We start from the raw sequence: 18,676 nt of genomic DNA on the forward strand, positions 1-18,676 counted from the left end.
TATCTGAATCACGATTACCATCATGACGAAACCCACCCATGGGCTTAGCCCGGCGCTGATCGTTTTAATGTCTGTGGCCACGGGTCTGGCGGTCGCCAGCAACTACTACGCCCAGCCGCTGCTTGATACCATCGCGCATCACTTTTCGCTTTCCGCCAGCTCCGCAGGGTTTATCGTTACCGCCGCGCAGTTGGGCTATGCCGCTGGCCTGTTGTTTCTGGTGCCGCTCGGCGACATGTTTGAACGCCGAACGCTGATTGTCTCCATGACGTTGCTGGCGGCTGGCGGAATGCTAATCACCGCCAGCAGTCAGTCGCTTAGCATGATGATACTCGGAACGGCCTTAACCGGACTGTTCTCCGTGGTGGCGCAGATTCTGGTTCCGCTGGCCGCCACGCTTGCGACGCCCGCCACCCGCGGTAAAGTGGTCGGCACCATTATGAGCGGCCTGTTGCTGGGGATCCTGCTGGCGCGAACGGTCGCCGGACTGCTGGCAAACCTCGGCGGTTGGCGCACCGTATTTTGGGTAGCGTCGGCGCTGATGGCGCTGATGGCCGTCGCGTTATGGCGCGGACTGCCAAAGCTCAAATCCGACACCCATCTTAACTACCCGCAACTGTTGGGTTCTGTATTCAGCCTGTTTATTCACGATAAGCTGCTGCGTACCCGCGCAATGCTGGGCTGCCTGACCTTTGCTAATTTCAGCATCCTCTGGACGTCAATGGCCTTTTTGCTCGCCGCGCCGCCGTTTAGCTATTCCGAGGGGATGATTGGCCTGTTTGGCCTGGCGGGGGCCGCCGGCGCTTTAGGCGCGCGTCCGGCTGGCGGATTTGCCGATAAAGGTAAATCTCACCTCACCACCACGTTCGGCTTACTGCTGCTGTTACTCTCCTGGCTGGCTATCTGGCTTGGGCACACCTCGGTACTGGCGCTGATTATTGGCATTCTGGTACTGGACCTCACCGTTCAGGGGGTACATATCACCAATCAGACGGTCATCTATCGTTTGCATCCGGATGCGCGTAACCGGCTCACCGCCGGCTATATGACCAGCTACTTTATCGGTGGCGCTGCAGGGTCGCTGATTTCCGCCTCCGCCTGGCAACATGCCGGCTGGGCCGGCGTTTGTCTGGCGGGTGTCACGGTAGCCTTACTTAATTTACTGGTCTGGTGGCGAGGTTTTCACCGACAGGAAGCCGTAAATTAAGCGGATAGTGAGCGTTTACCTTTGTTTAAGCTCCTTAGGGTGTTAAGGAGCTCCCCAGTCTGTTAAGGTTATGCTATTCATTTATCATGGTTATTTTTATACCGGTGAAGAATAATATAATTCTATGGAAAGCCCTGCATCCCCATCTGCTCCCAGGCCAATAGCGCCCGTTCAAGGATTCGAAGGTCGTTCACCGATAGCTATCCGTGATATTCCGGTGGCTTTTGCATCGGGTTGTAAGGCCGTTTACCCGGCTTTCGCCCCTCCCGCTTATCGTTCTCTCCTGATTTTTTCATGCAGGCACTCACGCTTTTCTCGTCATTCCTGGATTTGCCGCAGGCGGCGCTTTACCGGGCCCAATGTTCCCGCTGGCGTCTCAGTCTGCGTATCATTGGTTGCTTTATAGCCTGAAAGAATGATTTTGTATTAATAATACATTTACTTTATTTGTCACTGTCGTTACTATATCGGCTGAAATTAATGAGGTCATGCCCAAATGGATAGTTCGTTTACGCCCATTGAACAAATGCTAAAATTTCGCGCCAGCCGTCACGAAGACTTTCCTTACCAGGAAATTCTTTTGACTCGTCTTTGTATGCACATGCAAGGCAAGCTCCTGGAAAACCGCAATAAAATGCTGAAGGCTCAAGGGATTAACGAGACGTTGTTTATGGCGTTGATTACGCTGGAGTCTCAGGAAAACCACAGTATTCAGCCGTCTGAATTAAGCTGCGCGCTGGGTTCATCTCGCACCAATGCGACACGCATTGCAGATGAGCTGGAAAAACGCGGCTGGATTGAGCGTCGTGAGAGCGATAACGACCGCCGTTGCCTGCATCTGCAATTAACGGAGAAAGGCCAGGCATTTTTGCAAGAAGTGCTTCCACCTCAGCATCATTGTCTGCATCAACTCTGGTCATCACTTAGCACTGCCGAAAAAGATCAACTTGAGCACATCACTCGTAAACTCCTGACGCGTCTTGATCAAATGGAGCAGGAAGGCACTGTTCTTGAGGCGCTGCGCTAAAGCGCCGACCCGCTCAAAAATCCAGATTAATAACAGGAAAGCGGACAGGCCGGCACGCGTTACTGCTGGCCTTTCTGACAACAGGTCGGCTCAGCCGATGTGAATAATAAGATCGTGGAGAACAACATGAGCGCAAATGCGGAGATCCAAACCCCGCAGCAACCGGCTAAGAAGAAAGGCAAACGCAAAACAGCGCTGCTACTTCTTACCTTGCTCTTTGTTATTATTGCCGTGGCATATGGAATTTATTGGTTTTTAGTATTGCGTCATATTGAAGAGACAGATGATGCTTACGTGGCAGGGAACCAGGTTCAAATCATGGCGCAGGTGTCAGGCAGCGTGACGAAAGTCTGGGCTGATAACACCGACTTTGTAAAAGAGGGCGATGTTCTGGTCACGCTCGATCAGACTGACGCCAAACAAGCGTTTGAAAAAGCCAAAACGGCGCTGGCCTCCAGCGTGCGCCAGACGCACCAGTTGATGATTAACAGCAAGCAGTTGCAGGCGAATATCGACGTGCAAAAAACCGCCCTGGCGCAAGCGCAAAGCGACCTTAACCGTCGTGTGCCGCTGGGTAATGCCAATCTTATTGGCCGTGAAGAACTGCAACACGCCCGCGATGCCGTCGCCAGCGCGCAGGCACAGCTGGATGTCGCCATTCAACAGTACAATGCCAACCAGGCAATGATACTCAACAGTAATCTGGAAGATCAGCCTGCGGTTCAACAAGCGGCGACCGAAGTGCGTAACGCCTGGCTGGCGCTGGAGCGTACTCGCATCGTCAGCCCAATGACCGGTTATGTCTCCCGCCGCGCCGTCCAGCCTGGCGCGCAAATCAGCCCCACCACGCCGCTGATGGCCGTGGTGCCTGCAACCGATCTGTGGGTGGACGCTAACTTTAAAGAGACCCAATTAGCGAATATGCGCATTGGGCAGCCAGTGACGATTATTACTGACATTTATGGCGACGACGTAAAATACACCGGTAAAGTCGTCGGTCTGGATATGGGAACAGGCAGCGCCTTCTCCCTGCTGCCCGCGCAAAATGCGACGGGTAACTGGATTAAAGTGGTTCAACGTCTGCCGGTACGCGTCGAACTGGACGCCCGCCAGTTAGAACAACATCCGCTGCGTATTGGTTTATCGACGCTGGTCACCGTGGATACCGCTAATCGCGACGGTCAGGTACTGGCCAGCCAGGTACGAACGACGCCGGTTGCCGAAAGTAACGCACGCGAAATTAATCTCGCGCCGGTCAATAAACTGATCGACGACATCGTACAGGCTAACGCGGGTTAATCCTGAGGTGCGTGTGATACAACAGCAAAAACCGCTGGAAGGCGCGCAGCTCGTCATCATGACGATCGCGCTGTCGCTGGCGACATTCATGCAGGTGCTGGACTCCACCATTGCCAACGTGGCGATTCCGACCATCGCCGGGAACCTGGGTTCTTCCCTAAGCCAGGGGACATGGGTTATCACCTCTTTCGGGGTGGCGAACGCTATCTCGATTCCCTTAACCGGCTGGCTGGCGAAACGTTTTGGCGAAGTCAAACTGTTCATGTGGTCGACGGTCGCCTTTGCCGCAGCCTCCTGGGCCTGTGGCGTATCCAGCAGCCTGAATATGCTGATCTTCTTCCGCGTGGTGCAGGGCGTGGTCGCCGGGCCGCTGATTCCGCTCTCGCAAAGCCTGTTGCTGAATAACTATCCGCCTGCAAAGCGCTCCATTGCGCTGGCGCTCTGGTCAATGACCGTCATTGTCGCGCCGATTTGCGGCCCGATTCTGGGGGGCTATATCAGTGATAATTACCACTGGGGATGGATTTTCTTCATCAACGTGCCGATTGGCATCGCCGTCGTCCTGATGACGTTACACACGCTGCGCGGACGTGAAACGCATACCGAACGGCGACGTATTGACGCCGTCGGGCTGGCGTTACTGGTGATTGGCATCGGCAGCCTGCAAATTATGCTCGACCGCGGTAAAGAGCTGGACTGGTTCTCCTCACAGGAAATTATCATCCTGACCGTGGTCGCCGTCATCGCCATCAGTTTCCTGATCGTCTGGGAACTGACCGACGATCACCCTATCGTCGATCTTTCTCTTTTTAAATCGCGTAACTTCACTATTGGCTGCTTGTGCATCAGCCTTGCCTATATGCTCTATTTCGGCGCCATTGTTCTACTGCCGCAGCTTTTGCAAGAGGTGTACGGCTATACCGCAACGTGGGCAGGTCTGGCGTCGGCGCCAGTCGGTATTATTCCGGTAATTTTGTCGCCGATTATCGGACGCTTCGCGCATAAACTGGATATGCGCAGGCTGGTCACGTTCAGCTTCATTATGTACGCCGTCTGTTTTTACTGGCGCGCCTGGACGTTCGAACCGGGTATGGATTTCGGCGCTTCCGCATGGCCGCAGTTTATTCAGGGATTTGCCGTCGCCTGCTTCTTTATGCCGCTGACCACCATTACGCTCTCCGGGTTACCGCCCGAACGGCTGGCGGCGGCATCAAGCCTGTCGAACTTCACGCGAACGCTGGCGGGCTCCATCGGCACCTCGATTACCACCACTATGTGGACCGATCGTGAGTCGCTACACCATGCTCAGCTCACGGAGTCGGTTACAGCGTATAATCCAAACGCTCAGGCTATGTACGATAAACTGGAAGGCTTAGGGATGACGCACCAACAGGCGTCAGGCTGGATAGCCCAGCAAATCACGAATCAGGGGCTGATTATTTCCGCCAACGAAATCTTCTGGATGTCGGCGGGGATCTTCCTGGTGCTGCTCGGCCTGGTGTGGTTCGCCAAACCGCCCTTCGGTGCGGGCGGCGGCGGTGGCGGCGCGCACTAACTATCTGATAAAAGGGATCTGCGGATCCCTTTTTTAGTAGACCAACAATCAGAAGAAATATTTGAATCTCAGACGCCCGCCGTAACGCGCATCTTCACTGTTATCGCCATTATTCGGATTGGCCTCTACCCATGAAGCATAGGCACCGAGATAGATGTTAAAGTTTTTCATATCCATCACGTTGGGGAATAAATATGAGGCATGAATAGTGTGAATGTCATAATTGCCGGGATCGGTGATCCAACAATCGTCCTCACAAACGGCATCGATATTGGTAGCATTGAAGGCTTCGATTTTGTTATGCGCATAGATATAACCCAGTTCAAATCGATGCCACAGCGCATTCACCCCAGCGGTAAAATCTGTCTCATCGGTCGCATCCATATAGGCGGTATTCAGGTTAATCACTGCGCCATCTTCCGGGTCAGTTTTTTGACCATTCCAGGTCATGGTAAAACCATAGCCCGTACGATCTGACTGATCGATCCACTTCCCATTCTCATAATAGCCATAGGCGTTGTTAACGACGTTACTTTCCATCGCTATCGCCGTTGAAAAACGCCCGTTTTGCCAGGCGATAACCGGACGGACGTAAGCCGCGTTTTTATCGTTGGTTAAATCCATTCCGTGGTACTGCTTCTCGGTATATAACGTACTGCCATTTTCCAGCAATGTGTTAACTTCGAAATACCAGTTGTCGATGGTTTTACTCAGCAGGAAGTTACCCCCACTGTCGCTACGTCCCCGTCCTTCTTTCATCATATAGATATAGCCGTAACCGTCACTGTAAAGATCGTTCGCTGTATTCCCCGAATATTCAATAAACGTATCCTGATTCAGCGGGAACATATCGTAGGCTTCAAAACGACCAACCTTAATTTTCCAGTCATTCTCACGACCAAAGAAGAAAACAGCATCATCAAGGTTCATTTTTCCGGTCAGGTCCGCCAGTGGCTGTACAGAGAATCCGGCAAAATTACCATTGTCCAGCCGCTGGTAGCCATCAAAGCCCAGCAACAGGCGTCCGTTAATATCCCAGCGTTCATTGGTTCCTGATGCCCAATCTTTATTCGCTGACGTTCTCATCGATGTCAGGCTACCGGAACGGCTTGCCGCATCCATATTAAATTCGACATCGCCATAGAACTTAATATCGCTGAATCCGGATAAGGTCAGCTTCGGCGGCTTTTTACCTGCTGCTATGGGCTCGGCGGACTGGACATTCACCGTCGGCGTAGCGGCGACCTGCTGCTGTTTCAGCGAGCGAATTTGCGCCTCGGCATCGGATGCCCGTTTTTCAGCATTAACAACACGTTGCTCCAGTTCAGCCAGACGCTGCTCAATAGTGATATTATTCGCTGCCCAAAGGTTATGAGAAAAGCAAGCACCGATCAGCAGCGCCAAATATTTAGCCTTCATTTTTTATCCCTTAAGTTTGATGTATACCAGATAAGATTTGCTAAAAACCCCATCTACCGGCTATTAGTAGAGTCTTGTTATTACCTGGATATCTGGCGCATTCCATTATGTTTTTCTATTAATTATTTATGATTTTTAGTTTATGTGATCAATACACTCTGGCATCGTTAATTATGCCGCCTTTTCTGTTTACCAGATCACACTTTATTATTTAACAGGCCAGGCACTACTTAATTTAAAATGTATTCTCGCCGCAAATATAATAAACAAAAATTATATTAAGCAATAAAAAACCCCGGACATAAACCGGGGTTAATTTAAATACTGGAACCGCTTACCAATAAGACTAAATATGCAGTTCCTGCAGTTTTTCTTTCGGTAGCGCCAGCTCTTTATTGCTGTTCACGCGTACATCACGCTCCAGAATATGACGGGCAATGTCCTGCGCTTCACTGAGCGAGTGCATCTGATACGTACCGCACTGGTAAACGTTCAGCTCCGGGATCTGGTTTTGATCCTGCACTTTCAGCACATCCGCCATCGCCGCTTTCCAGGCGTCGGCAACACGCTGCTCGTCCGGCGTGCCAATCAGGCTCATGTAAAAGCCGGTACGGCAGCCCATCGGCGAGATATCGATAATCTCAACGCCGTTACCATTAAGGTGGTCGCGCATAAAGCCAGCAAACAGATGCTCAAGCGTATGAATCCCTTTTTCCGGCATCACTTCTTTGTTCGGAATGCAAAAACGCAGATCAAATACGGTGATTGCGTCGCCATGCGGGGTGTTCATCGTTTTTGCCACGCGGACCGCCGGCGCTTGCATCCGGGTATGATCGACTGCGAAGCTATCTAATAATGGCATTTAGTCACCTCCGATAATTTTTTAAAAATAAACTGAACTCTTTGTTCCGGGGCGAGTCTGAGTATATGAAAGACGCGCATTTGTTATCATCATCCCTGTTTTCAGCGATGAAATTTTGGCCACTCAGTGAGTGGCCTTTTTCTTTTGGGTCAGGCGTGTTTTGCAAGCCACGCGGCAAACGGCTCGGTATCCGCCGCCTCAATCTCCTGCTGACGACGTACTGAAGCGTCACGTTCAGCAATAAACTCTTCTTCCTGTAAAATCTCCAGCGGCTCTTCGCGTAACAGATTACGGTAAGCCTCACCGAACGCTTTCCCGGTGCCGCCAATGCCTTCATCAATCATAGACCGTAGGATCCGGGCGGAGAATGTCAGTTCAGGATTATCAAAGCAGGCGACCAACTCGTCACACACCTTTTGATACTCCTCTCCCCCGTGGATACTGTCCAGCGTTTGCGCCACGCGTTTCAGATCGCGGAAGAGATCTTTTCCTACTTTGGGCAGCGGGAATTGCGCAGTTTCACAGCCAATGCCTAACGTCAGGCCCGGCTTACGCCCTTCCAGAATAACGCGATTCCAGTTAGTACGCGTACATAACAGCTCATCGCTACTCATTTCCGGCGCATCGGCCAATACGCACCAGACCATAAACAGATCGAGGAAGCGCACCTGTTGCTCGTCTACGCCGATCGGTGAGAACGGGTTAATATCGAGAGAACGAACTTCGATGTACTCAATACCACCACGCAGAAGCGCGTCAGAAGGCGATTCGCCACTGCGCGTCACGCGCTTGGGACGAATGGGCGCGTACAGCTCATTTTCAATTTGCAGAACGTTGCTGTTAATCTGTAGCCGCTTGCCGTCTTTTTCCAGACCAATCCGCGCGTACTCTTCGGAAGGGGTTTTAATTGCCCGCTTCAGACCTGCCACATACTCATGCAAATCGTTAAACGTAATTCCGAGATTGCTTTGCGACTTATTGGTATAACCCAAATCACTCAAACGCAGCGACGTCGCATACGGCAGGTAGTACATGCCGCAGTCCGTTTTTTCAAACGGTAATGTGGTTGGCTTTCCTTGCAGGAAAGAGGAACAAATGGCCGGAGACGCGCCAAATAGATAGGGGATGACCCAGCCAAAACGGTAATAGTTGCGAATCAGACGAAAATAGCCGGCAGAAATTTTTTCTTTTGCCGCTTCGCCTTCCGTAACGCCGCATTTCGCCTGCCAGAACGCCATCGGTAATGAAAAATTGTAATGTACGCCGGAGATGGTTTGCATCAAAGCGCCATAACGATTTTTCAGCCCTTCGCGATAGAGCGTCTTAAAGCGCCCGGTATTGGATGTGCCGTACTGCGCCAGCTCTATGTCCTGCCCTTCCGCAATATAGCAGGGCATACTTAATGGCCACATCCGCTCATCGCCCAGTTTCCTGGCCGTATACCGATGGAGATCGCGCATAAAAGTGAGCATATGCTGGATATCGCCATCGACTGGCGTAATAAACTCCAGTAGGGCTTCCGCAAAATCCGTGGTAATCCATTTATGGGTCAGCGCTGAACCTAACGCTTCAGGATGACCTGTTGTCGCCAGCGTGCCATCAGCATTGACACGCAGCGTTTCGCGCTCTAACCCGCGCTGTATCCCCTTTAACGCCTGAGGATGTTTTTCCAGCCAGGCCAGAGCCTGTGATACGTCCGGGATCAAATTGACCTCCCGCCTGTCCAAATCGTTTTAATAAGCATAACTGTAATGGCGGCCATACATGCCAAACCTACAATTATTACCACCACATAATGCCCTGAACCGTCGCCGCTGCGAGCGCAACATAGCGCAGCGCCTTACCAAGACACAAAAAAAAGATCGTCCGCCCCCACGGGATGCGCATCCATCCCGCTAACAGGCACAACAAATCACCGATAACCGGCATCCAGCTTAATAATAGTGTGGCTGCGCCATAACGCTTTAGCCAGCCAGTCGCTTTTTCCTGCCAGCGCGACGTTTTGCGCAGCGGAAAGAAACGCCCAAGAATAACGTTAGTTACCCCTCCAAGGCTATTCCCCATTGTTGCTGTTAAGACTAAGACCCAGGGATGACTGACGCCGGAGACCAGCATAGCAACCAAAACCACCTCAGAATTACCGGGTAACAGCGTCGCGCTGAGAAAACTGCTGGCAAACAGAGACAGGAGCGACAGTCCGTCACTCACAATAGTCGAACATCCACGGCATCCATTCCCGCCGCCCGCGCCGCCTGTAAACCAAAATCGGCATCTTCAAATACCACGCACTGCGTCGGCATGACGCCCATCCGCTGGGCGCACAGTAGGAAGGTGTCAGGCGCGGGTTTGTGATGCTGTACGTGATCTGCCGCCACAACCGCATCAAAATAACGACGCAGTCCCAGATGCGCTAACAAGGCTTCCGCGATAGTGCTTTCGCTACCGGTACCGACCGACATGGGACGCCGCCCATGCCACGCTTTAACCACCTCAACCAGCGGCAGCGGTTCTACGCAGTCCAGCAGGATGCTTTTTACCGCGTCGGTTTTCTCGCGCGCCAGTGACAGGGGATCAAGATCGGCATGGTTAAGCTCAATGATTGACTGGGCGATAAGCCAGGTTGGCGAACCGTTAAGCGCGACCATTGCCTGTTCATCAAAACGAAGACCATAGCGCCCCAAAACCTCACGCCACGCTTTGCGATGCGTGGGTTCGGTATCCAGGAGAGTACCGTCCATATCAAAAATCAAACCAGCATAACGTGCGTACATCGTGTTCTCGCAAACCGAATAACCAGACAGTACTTTATCGCAATTGGTTGATTTTGTCGCTAATAGAGATGAAGAGGTATGTTCAGGATAAGGGGAAAAGCGATTGCAGGGCAGGAACGTATCCGGGAGGATTATTCGCCTTATGGGCCGTTGCTGACGCAACGTTATCCTTCCTGGTGCCAGCGGTGATTATAGCTATCTTATCTTCATCGCTGAAAGTACGGAGAATATGGTGCATCCGGGAGGATTCGAACCTCCGACCGCTCGGTTCGTAGCCGAGTACTCTATCCAGCTGAGCTACGGATGCATTGGGAAACTTGCTTTACTGCTGATATTGATACCGCGGTGAAAGCCGTATCAATTAAGAGATGGTGCATCCGGGAGGATTACTCGCCTTACGGCTCGCCCTTTGGGCCGTTGCTGACGCAACGTTATCCTTCCTGGTGCCAGCGGTGATTACCGCTTATCTTATCCGTATCTTCATCACTGAAAGTACGGAGAATATGGTGCATCCGGGAGGATTCGAACCTCCGACCGCTCGGTTCGTAGCCGAGTACTCTATCCAGCTGAGCTACGGATGCATTGGGAAACTTGCTTTACTGCTGATATTGATACCGCGGTGAAAGCCGTATCAATTAAGAGATGGTGCATCCGGGAGGATTACTCGCCTTACGGCTCGCCCTTTGGGCCGTTGCTGACGCAACGTTATCCTTCCTGGTGCCAGCGGTGATTACCGCTTATCTTATCCGTATCTTCATCACTGAAAGTACGGAGAATATGGTGCATCCGGGAGGATTCGAACCTCCGACCGCTCGGTTCGTAGCCGAGTACTCTATCCAGCTGAGCTACGGATGCAAATGGCGGTGAGGCGGGGATTCGAACCCCGGATGCAGCTTTTGACCGCATACTCCCTTAGCAGGGGAGCGCCTTCAGCCTCTCGGCCACCTCACCACACGCCTCTTACGAGTGCTTCGAAGAACTTGTTCTGCTCATCGTCGCTGCGTGGCGCACATATTACTTTCTGGGACTTATAAGTCAAACAATTTTTCCAGAGCTTTTATCGTTTGCACACTTCACGCTCAATTAGTCTGTAAAAAAGCCAAAAAGAGTGTTTTATCAACAGATAATTTGATGACACGCTGGCCGCCAAAAGCGCACCATATCAACAGTGAGGTTGAAAAAAGTCATGAAGGGACAACGCGGGCGAGCGAGAAGAGAGGCTGCGTCTCACCCGAAAAGTGAGACGCGAAAACCTTAGTAACTGGACTGCTGGGATTTTTCAGCCTGGATACGCTGGTAGATCTCTTCACGATGGACAGAAACTTCTTTCGGGGCGTTCACGCCAATACGCACCTGGTTGCCCTTCACCCCTAAAACTGTCACGGTGACCTCATCGCCAATCATGAGGGTCTCACCAACTCGACGAGTCAGAATCAGCATTCTTTGCTCCTTGAAAGATTAAAAGAGTCGGGTCTCTCTGTATCCCGGCATTATCCATCATATAACGCCAAAAAGTAAGCGATGACAAACACCTTAGGTGTAAGCAGTCATGGCATTACATTCTGTTAAACCTAAGTTTAGCCGATATACAAAACTTCAACCTGACTTTATCGTTGTCGATAGCGTTGACGTAAACGCCGCAGCACGGGCTGCGGCGCCAACGAACGCTTATAATTATTGCAATTTTGCGCTGACCCAGCCTTGTACACTGGCTAACGCTGCAGGCAGAGCTGCCGCATCCGTACCACCGGCTTGCGCCATGTCCGGACGACCGCCACCCTTACCGCCCACCTGCTGAGCGACCATACCAATCAATTCCCCTGCTTTAACCCGGTCGGTCACATCCTTCGACACGCCAGCAATCAGAGAAACCTTACCTTCAACAACCGTTGCCAGTACGATAACGGTAGACCCCAGTTGATTTTTCAGATCATCAACCATGGTTCGCAGCATTTTCGGCTCAATACCAGCAAGCTCGCTGACCAGGAGCTTCACGCCGTTGAGATCGACCGCTTTACTGGAAAGATTTGCACTCTCCTGCGCTGCGGCCTGGTCCTTCAACTGCTGCAACTCTTTTTCCAGCTGACGTGTACGTTCCAGCACGGCACGCACTTTGTCGCCCAAATTCTGGCTGTCGCCCTTCAGCAGATGCGCAATATCGTTTAAACGATCGCTTTGCGCGTGAACGGTGGCCATAGCGCCTTCACCGGTTACCGCCTCAATACGACGAATGCCCGCTGCGGTGCCGGACTCAGAGATAATACGGAATAGACCGATATCACCGGTACGACTGGCGTGAGTACCGCCGCACAGTTCGGTAGAGAAATCGCCCATGCTCAGAACGCGTACACGTTCGTCATATTTCTCGCCAAACAGCGCCATGGCCCCTTTCGCCTTCGCCGCGTCGAGATCCATGATGTTCGTTTCAATCGGCAGGTTGCGGCGAATTTGCGCATTCACCAAATCTTCAACCTGACGAATCTCCGACGGCTTCATCGCTTCATTGTGCGAGAAGTCGAAGCGCAGCACTTTATCGCTAACCAGCGAACCTTTCTGCGCAACGTGTGTCCCAAGCACCTGGCGCAACGCCGCGTGCATCAGGTGCGTGGCGGAGTGGTTCAGACGGATACGTGCGCGGCGCGCTTCATCTACGTCAGCCTGTACCGCATCGCCCACTTTCAGAGCGCCCGCAGACAATTTGCCGATATGACCAATCGCCTGACCATATTTTTGCGTGTCGTCCACAGCGAAAGTAAATCCAGCGCCTTTCAGCTCGCCTTTATCGCCAACCTGACCGCCTGATTCCGCATAGAATGGGGTCTGATCCAGCACGACAACAGCTTCCTGTCCCGCGTTAATCGCTTCAACCGCTTTACCATCGACAAACAGCGCAGTCACTTTGCCGTTCAGTTCCAGATGGTCATAACCTTTAAATTCAGAAGCGCTATCAACGCGGATCATCGCGTTGTAGTCCGCGCCAAAACCGCTAGCTTCGCGCGCACGACGGCGTTGCTCTTCCATAGCGGCTTCAAAACCGGCTTCGTCGACTTTGATGTTGCGCTCACGGCAGACGTCCGCCGTTAGATCGACCGGGAAACCATAAGTATCATACAGACGGAAAGCGGTTTCGCCGTCCAGGGTGTCGCCCTGCAATTTCGCCAGTTCTTCATCCAGCAGCGCCAGACCGCGCTCCAGCGTACGGGCGAACTGCTCTTCTTCCGTTTTCAGAACCTGCTCGACCTGCGCCTGCTGACGTTTCAACTCTTCGCCTGCGGAGCCCATTACCTCAATCAGCGGCCCAACCAGCTTGTAGAAGAAGGTCTCTTTCGCGCCCAGCATGTTGCCGTGACGAACCGCGCGACGAATAATGCGACGCAGCACATAGCCACGGTTTTCATTCGACGGCAGCACGCCATCGGCAACCAGGAATGCGCAGGAACGGATGTGGTCGGCGATAACGCGCAGCGATTTATTACCCAGATCGGTGGCGCCGGTGACTTTCGCTACCGCTTCAATCAACGTGCGGAACAGGTCGATATCATAGTTAGAGTTAACGTGTTGCAGTACCGCGGCAATACGCTCCAGCCCCATACCGGTATCTACAGACGGTTTCGGCAATGGTTCCATAGTCCCGTCAGCCTGACGGTTGAACTGCATAAAGACGATGTTCCAGATCTCAATATAGCGATCGCCGTCTTCTTCCGGGCTTCCCGGAGGGCCGCCCCAGATGTGGTCGCCATGATCGTAGAAGATTTCGGTGCACGGACCGCAGGGACCGGTATCACCCATCTGCCAGAAGTTATCCGATGCGTATGGCGCGCCTTTATTGTCGCCGATACGGATGATACGCTCGCGCGGGATGCCGACTTCTTTTTCCCAGATCTCATAGGCTTCGTCGTCGGTTTCATAGACGGTGACCCATAAACGCTCTTTTGGCAGAGCAAACCAGTTTTCACCGGTCAGTAATTCCCATGCGAACTGAATGGCGTCGTGTTTGAAGTAATCGCCGAAGCTGAAGTTGCCCAGCATTTCGAAGAAAGTATGGTGACGTGCAGTGTATCCGACGTTTTCCAGATCGTTGTGTTTACCCCCCGCGCGTACGCAACGCTGGGAAGTGGTTGCACGGGAATAATTACGTTTATCGAGCCCAAGGAAAACATCCTTGAACTGGTTCATCCCGGCATTGGTAAACAACAGAGTGGGGTCATTGTTAGGCACCAGGGAACTGCTGGCAACTACCTGATGCCCTTTACTATGGAAAAAGTCGAGAAACGCCTGACGGATCTCAGCGGTGCTCTTGCTCATAATTATCCTGAAATCAAGCTACACTTCATCCTTCAGGCCGCCTCTGCGTTGGCTGCGAGTTTCCCGGTCACGCGTTCCCGAGGCTCACTTGCCGCTTTGATGCGGCTTGAATGATTTTGTGTATTTAAGGAATATTCGTCGCAGACGCTGTTCGCCGTTAAGCAACCCGCGTCCAGACGGAAAAAGTGGGAATAAGATAAGTTTTCTTTACCGGGAAGTAAAATCCCGTATGCGCTCAATCTGCAAAATTTCGCCATATTTGCTGGATATCGTCCATCAGATACCCGCGATAGAGCAAAAAGCGCTGTACCTTAACCTTTTCTGAAAAGTTTGAAGGGAGCGGCTCGCCATATTTGCGAATGGCCTGTTCACGTGCCATTTCACTCCAGTCAATTTCACATTCTCGCATTGCTTTTTCAGTCGATTCACGGGAAATGCCTTTCTGATTCAACTCCTGGCGAATACGCGCCGGGCCATAACCTTTGCGGCTACGACTGGCGATAAAGCGCATCACGAAGCGCTCGTCATCAAGATAGCGATGTTCGTGGCACCAGGCGATCACGCGTTCATAATCGTCTGCCGTCGCATCAATCTCTTCCGGCCCATTTTTGCCCATCACCGGCGCGGAGAGTTTACGCCGTAATTCCTGCTCGCTGTGATCGCGGACAGCAAGAATACGTACCGCACGATCAAGGAGACGAGCATAAGCGGGACGGCGCGATGTGGGTTCACTCATAAAAAACCTTAACAGGGAGAAATGCCAAAAGGGCCGCATAAATGCAGCCCTTGATGGTAATTTAACGTTTTGCTGAATGGCGGCTTCGTTTTGTCCGACCCACCATCACCTGATGATTAAAAATCTTCGTTGGTTTCGGCAACGCCTTCGCTATCGTCAACGGCGAAATCGGGCGTGGCATTCTGATTACTCAACAGTAATTCACGAACCCTTTTCTCAATCTCTTTCGCTGTCGCCGGGTTCTCTTTCAGCCAGGTAGTCGCGTTCGCTTTACCCTGGCCAATCTTCTCGCCGTTGTAGCTGTACCATGCGCCCGCTTTCTCGATCAGCTTCTCTTTCACGCCCAGGTCAACCAGTTCGCCATAGAAGTTGATGCCTTCGCCGTAGAGGATCTGGAACTCGGCCTGCTTAAACGGCGCGGCGATTTTGTTTTTCACCACTTTCACACGCGTTTCGCTACCCACGACATTATCGCCCTCTTTCACCGCGCCAATACGACGGATATCAAGACGAACAGAGGCGTAGAATTTCAGCGCGTTACCGCCGGTGGTGGTTTCCGGGTTACCGAACATCACGCCAATCTTCATACGAATCTGGTTGATGAAAATCAACAGCGTGTTGGACTGTTTCAGGTTCCCCGCCAGCTTACGCATCGCCTGGCTCATCATACGCGCCGCGAGGCCCATATGAGAGTCGCCGATTTCGCCTTCGATTTCCGCTTTCGGCGTTAGCGCCGCTACGGAGTCGACCACAATGACGTCCACCGCGCCTGAACGCGCCAGCGCGTCACAGATTTCCAGCGCCTGCTCGCCGGTATCCGGCTGAGAACAGAGCAGGTTATCGATATCGACGCCCAGCTTGCGTGCGTAAACAGGGTCAAGCGCGTGTTCCGCATCGATAAACGCACAGGTTTTACCTTCACGCTGCGCAGCGGCAATCACCTGTAGCGTCAGGGTCGTTTTACCGGAAGATTCCGGCCCGTAAATTTCGACGATACGCCCCATCGGCAGACCGCCCGCACCGAGTGCGATGTCCAGTGAAAGCGAACCGGTGGAGATAGTTTCCACATCCATAGAACGGTCTTCACCCAGACGCATGATGGAGCCTTTACCAAATTGCTTTTCAATTTGGCCCAGTGCTGCCGCCAACGCTTTCTGTTTGTTTTCGTCGATAGCCATTATTACTCCTGTCATGCAACTTGGTATTGAACCGGATAGTGAATTCGTACTGTTGAAGCAATTATACTGTATGCTCATACAGTATCAAGTGTTTTGTAGAAATTGTTGCCACAGGGTGTGTAGCGCGTACGTCGTCGCCTGTCGACGCACCGATTCACGGTCGCCGTTGAAGCATTCCTGACGCGTAATCCCTTCTCCGCTGACGCTGGCGAAAGCAAACCACACCGTACCAACCGGCTTTTCTTCACTGCCGCCATCCGGCCCGGCAATCCCGCTAATAGCGACAGCAAAATCGGCGCGAGCGGCCTTCAGCGCCCCGATCGCCATTTCGACCACTACGGGTTCGCTGACCGCGCCATGCTGCGCCAGGGTCTCTTCACGCACGCCAATCATCTGCGCTTTGGCTTCATTACTATAGGTGACAAAGCCGCGTTCAAACCAGGCGGAGCTTCCGGCGATGTCGGTAATGGCTTTCGCCAGCCAGCCGCCGGTACAGGACTCTGCTGTCGTTACGGTCGCCCCGCACGCTTTTAACGCCAGTCCGACCTGTTCGCTAAGCCGCATCAGTTCACTGTCAGTCATCATGACCTCTGTCAGTTAGAAATCCTGCCGCACAAGATAGCACTTTCTCACCAGAGGTGGGGACGAGCAGTCGATTTTACGAGTCGGATTCCGAAAAAATGCCAGCAGGTTATTTATGCAGAATGAAATGAGGTAGCACATGACTAAATAGCAGTACCATGTCGCTAAATTTACACGCACGGAGAGAAAGCAAGGATGTCACTCAAAAAAACGGAAAGCACACAGCACAAACTGAAACAAACCTGTCAACTACGGCTGTGGTTAATTGTGGGTGGAGTATGTTCATTAGGAATGGGAGTACTGAATATATTGTCGTCAGGCTATTTTGAACCGTATGACGGCGGTCAAATTATCTTAGGCCTGGGATGTCTGGGATATAGTCTGGCCCTATCAAAGAAGATATCCCACTTGCAGGCAGAGAATCAGCCCAACAAGCCATAATATAATAATAGCGGAGGGGGGGCTCCCCTCCCTAAGCGTAAATTAGCGCACCCGCGCCAGCGCTACCGCCTGCCCCAGTTGCCAAACCGCCATCGCATAATGCGTGCTGTGGTTATATCGGGTAATGGTGTAGAAGTTCGGCAGGCCGTACCAGTACTGGTAGCCCGTACCGATATCCAGACGCAGCAGGCTGGCTTCCTGATGATTGCCCAACGATTGCTGCGGCGTTAAGCCTGCGGCGGCAAGCTGAGAGAGGCTGTATTTTGTTTTGAAACCATTCGCCAGTCCCGGCGCCTGACCATTCGCCGGCACCGCAACCGTATCGCCTTTCACCCAACCATGCGCCTTGAAGTAGTTCGCCACACTGCCGATGGCATCTACCGGATCCCACAAGTTAATGTGCCCATCGCCATTGAAATCGACCGCATATTCTTTATAGGAAGATGGCATAAACTGGCCGTAGCCCATCGCACCCGCAAAGGAACCTTTCAGATTGAGCGGATCGTCTTGCTCATCGCGCGCCATGAGCAGGAACGTTTCCAGCTCGCCGGAGAAATATTCCGCCCGGCGCGGATAGTTAAATGACAGCGTCGCCAGCGCGTCCAGAATCCGCGTTTTCCCCATGATACGTCCCCAGCGGGTTTCCACGCCGATAATCCCCACGATGATTTCCGGCGGTACGCCGTATACCTGCCAGGCGCGGTTCAGCGCGTCTTCATACTGATTCCAGAACACGACGCCGTTTTGCACGTTATCCGGCGTAATAAATTGTTTGCGATAGCGCAGCCAGGCGCCATTTGGTCCGGCGGGCGGCTGAGTGGTCGGCGCTTGTCTGTCCATCAGACGCAGGACGTAATCCAGTCTTTTAGACTGCGAGAGGATCTCCTGCAGCTGCTGACGGTCGAAACCGTGTTTACTGACCATGTTATCAATGAACTGCTGCGCATGAGGGTTGTTGGCGAAGTCGCCGCCCATTTGCATGACGTTATGCTGCGGCTCAAGCAGGAAGCCGCCGGAAGACGTGCCCGTCGTCGCTTGAGTCTCGGAAGATTTTGGCGTGCTGCTACAGGCAGCAAGCAATACGCAAAGTGGAAGTAACGCTACATAACGACGCTTGAACATGAGACATCCATTAAACAAATTCAGCCAGGGAGAAGTATGGTAAAGCATCCCCCGCCGCACAAGGAAGCGGCACAAGAGAATAAATCACCTTTCTCCTCTTTTCAGTTTATATCTGCTCCCTCACCCCACAAACTTTCAACTTAAAATATTTTTCTTTTATTTTGCGATCACA

General features: G+C 52.4%; 16 protein-coding genes and 4 tRNA genes. 5 read left to right on the top strand and 15 right to left on the bottom strand.

All coding sequences use genetic code 11. The annotated features are described in order from the left end of the window. The first annotated feature begins 22 nt into the window (after positions 1-22). From ACLD11_RS06860 to emrB, 4 genes are all read left to right on the top strand, one after another. On the top strand, positions 23-1,207 hold the full coding sequence (locus ACLD11_RS06860; RefSeq protein WP_000165772.1) for an MFS transporter: 1,185 nt from the start codon (positions 23-25) through the stop codon (positions 1,205-1,207). A 496-nt stretch (positions 1,208-1,703) separates the two neighbouring features. Further along, entirely contained in the window at positions 1,704-2,234 is a 531-nt protein-coding gene (gene mprA, locus ACLD11_RS06865) for a transcriptional repressor MprA (protein WP_000378431.1), read from the top strand. A gap of 126 nt (positions 2,235-2,360) precedes the next feature. Then, complete coding sequence (gene emrA / locus ACLD11_RS06870) at positions 2,361-3,533, top strand: multidrug efflux MFS transporter periplasmic adaptor subunit EmrA (RefSeq protein WP_001275602.1); 1,173 nt, start codon at positions 2,361-2,363, stop codon at positions 3,531-3,533. Between the two features lie 16 nt (positions 3,534-3,549). After that, a complete protein-coding gene (gene emrB / locus ACLD11_RS06875) occupies positions 3,550-5,088 on the top strand; it encodes a multidrug efflux MFS transporter permease subunit EmrB (RefSeq protein WP_001187298.1) in 1,539 nt (512 codons plus the stop codon). A gap of 48 nt (positions 5,089-5,136) precedes the next feature. Here the strand turns inward: emrB and ACLD11_RS06880 are convergent, their stop codons facing one another. The 14 genes from ACLD11_RS06880 to pncC form a co-directional block, all read right to left on the bottom strand. Continuing rightward, entirely contained in the window at positions 5,137-6,507 is a 1,371-nt protein-coding gene (locus ACLD11_RS06880; RefSeq protein WP_183060279.1) for a carbohydrate porin, read from the bottom strand. 346 nt (positions 6,508-6,853) lie between these two features. Then, positions 6,854-7,369, bottom strand: a complete 516-nt coding sequence (gene luxS, locus ACLD11_RS06885) for an S-ribosylhomocysteine lyase (RefSeq protein ID WP_001130194.1) — start codon at positions 7,367-7,369, stop codon at positions 6,854-6,856. A 149-nt stretch (positions 7,370-7,518) separates the two neighbouring features. Then, positions 7,519-9,075 (bottom strand): glutamate--cysteine ligase, encoded by a 1,557-nt coding sequence (gshA, locus tag ACLD11_RS06890; protein WP_108638746.1) that lies wholly within the window; start codon positions 9,073-9,075, stop codon positions 7,519-7,521. A gap of 76 nt (positions 9,076-9,151) precedes the next feature. Next, positions 9,152-9,577: a YqaA family protein gene (locus ACLD11_RS06895; RefSeq protein ID WP_411014704.1), complete on the bottom strand. Its 426-nt coding sequence runs from the start codon at positions 9,575-9,577 to the stop codon at positions 9,152-9,154. Further along, entirely contained in the window at positions 9,574-10,140 is a 567-nt protein-coding gene (yqaB, locus tag ACLD11_RS06900) for a fructose-1-phosphate/6-phosphogluconate phosphatase (RefSeq protein WP_411014705.1), read from the bottom strand. The genes ACLD11_RS06895 and yqaB overlap by 4 nt, the downstream gene beginning before the upstream one ends. Before the next feature lie 230 nt (positions 10,141-10,370). Next, positions 10,371-10,447, bottom strand: a tRNA-Arg gene (locus ACLD11_RS06905). A 197-nt stretch (positions 10,448-10,644) separates the two neighbouring features. Then, positions 10,645-10,721 (bottom strand) — tRNA-Arg (locus ACLD11_RS06910). Between the two features lie 197 nt (positions 10,722-10,918). Then, positions 10,919-10,995 (bottom strand) — tRNA-Arg (locus ACLD11_RS06915). Between the two features lie 3 nt (positions 10,996-10,998). Continuing rightward, positions 10,999-11,091, bottom strand: a tRNA-Ser gene (locus tag ACLD11_RS06920). A 303-nt stretch (positions 11,092-11,394) separates the two neighbouring features. Then, entirely contained in the window at positions 11,395-11,580 is a 186-nt protein-coding gene (gene csrA / locus ACLD11_RS06925) for a carbon storage regulator CsrA (RefSeq protein ID WP_000906486.1), read from the bottom strand. A gap of 234 nt (positions 11,581-11,814) precedes the next feature. Then, positions 11,815-14,445: an alanine--tRNA ligase gene (gene alaS, locus ACLD11_RS06930; RefSeq protein WP_000047220.1), complete on the bottom strand. Its 2,631-nt coding sequence runs from the start codon at positions 14,443-14,445 to the stop codon at positions 11,815-11,817. Positions 14,446-14,680: 235 nt separating this feature from the next. Further along, positions 14,681-15,181 carry a recombination regulator RecX gene (gene recX, locus ACLD11_RS06935; protein ID WP_001294867.1) on the bottom strand — a complete coding sequence of 167 codons (501 nt, stop codon included), beginning with the start codon at positions 15,179-15,181 and terminating at the stop codon, positions 14,681-14,683. 116 nt (positions 15,182-15,297) lie between these two features. Then, on the bottom strand, positions 15,298-16,359 hold the full coding sequence (recA, locus tag ACLD11_RS06940) for a recombinase RecA (RefSeq protein ID WP_000963150.1): 1,062 nt from the start codon (positions 16,357-16,359) through the stop codon (positions 15,298-15,300). Positions 16,360-16,443: 84 nt separating this feature from the next. Then, the gene (gene pncC / locus ACLD11_RS06945) at positions 16,444-16,941 is read right to left on the bottom strand and encodes a nicotinamide-nucleotide amidase (RefSeq protein WP_411014743.1); all 498 of its coding nucleotides are present in this window, start codon (positions 16,939-16,941) and stop codon (positions 16,444-16,446) included. Between the two features lie 195 nt (positions 16,942-17,136). On the opposite strand from pncC, the gene ACLD11_RS06950 reads away from it, so the two are divergent. Next, the gene (locus ACLD11_RS06950; protein WP_411014706.1) at positions 17,137-17,382 is read left to right on the top strand and encodes a hypothetical protein; all 246 of its coding nucleotides are present in this window, start codon (positions 17,137-17,139) and stop codon (positions 17,380-17,382) included. Positions 17,383-17,424: 42 nt separating this feature from the next. On the opposite strand, the gene mltB is transcribed toward ACLD11_RS06950, so the two are convergent. Further along, positions 17,425-18,504, bottom strand: a complete 1,080-nt coding sequence (gene mltB, locus ACLD11_RS06955; RefSeq protein ID WP_411014707.1) for a lytic murein transglycosylase B — start codon at positions 18,502-18,504, stop codon at positions 17,425-17,427. Between the last annotated feature and the right edge of the window lie 172 nt (positions 18,505-18,676).

Source organism: Salmonella sp. 741265116_PST (genome assembly GCF_046567715.1).
Classification (GTDB): Bacteria; Pseudomonadota; Gammaproteobacteria; order Enterobacterales; family Enterobacteriaceae; genus Salmonella; species Salmonella enterica.

Excerpts from the sequence above, each read along its gene's own strand:
- ACLD11_RS06880 (WP_183060279.1), bottom strand. The coding sequence starts at position 6,507 with ATGAAGGCTAAATATTTGGCGCTGCTGATCGGTGCTTGCTTTTCTCAT.
- yqaB (WP_411014705.1), bottom strand. The coding sequence starts at position 10,140 with ATGTACGCACGTTATGCTGGTTTGATTTTTGATATGGACGGTACTCTC.
- ACLD11_RS06950 (WP_411014706.1), top strand. The coding sequence starts at position 17,137 with ATGTCACTCAAAAAAACGGAAAGCACACAGCACAAACTGAAACAAACC.
- csrA (WP_000906486.1), bottom strand. The coding sequence starts at position 11,580 with ATGCTGATTCTGACTCGTCGAGTTGGTGAGACCCTCATGATTGGCGAT.
- luxS (WP_001130194.1), bottom strand. The coding sequence starts at position 7,369 with ATGCCATTATTAGATAGCTTCGCAGTCGATCATACCCGGATGCAAGCG.
- emrA (WP_001275602.1), top strand. The coding sequence starts at position 2,361 with ATGAGCGCAAATGCGGAGATCCAAACCCCGCAGCAACCGGCTAAGAAG.
- alaS (WP_000047220.1), bottom strand. The coding sequence starts at position 14,445 with ATGAGCAAGAGCACCGCTGAGATCCGTCAGGCGTTTCTCGACTTTTTC.
- mltB (WP_411014707.1), bottom strand. The coding sequence starts at position 18,504 with ATGTTCAAGCGTCGTTATGTAGCGTTACTTCCACTTTGCGTATTGCTT.
- pncC (WP_411014743.1), bottom strand. The coding sequence starts at position 16,941 with ATGACTGACAGTGAACTGATGCGGCTTAGCGAACAGGTCGGACTGGCG.
- ACLD11_RS06860 (WP_000165772.1), top strand. The coding sequence starts at position 23 with ATGACGAAACCCACCCATGGGCTTAGCCCGGCGCTGATCGTTTTAATG.
- mprA (WP_000378431.1), top strand. The coding sequence starts at position 1,704 with ATGGATAGTTCGTTTACGCCCATTGAACAAATGCTAAAATTTCGCGCC.
- recA (WP_000963150.1), bottom strand. The coding sequence starts at position 16,359 with ATGGCTATCGACGAAAACAAACAGAAAGCGTTGGCGGCAGCACTGGGC.
- recX (WP_001294867.1), bottom strand. The coding sequence starts at position 15,181 with ATGAGTGAACCCACATCGCGCCGTCCCGCTTATGCTCGTCTCCTTGAT.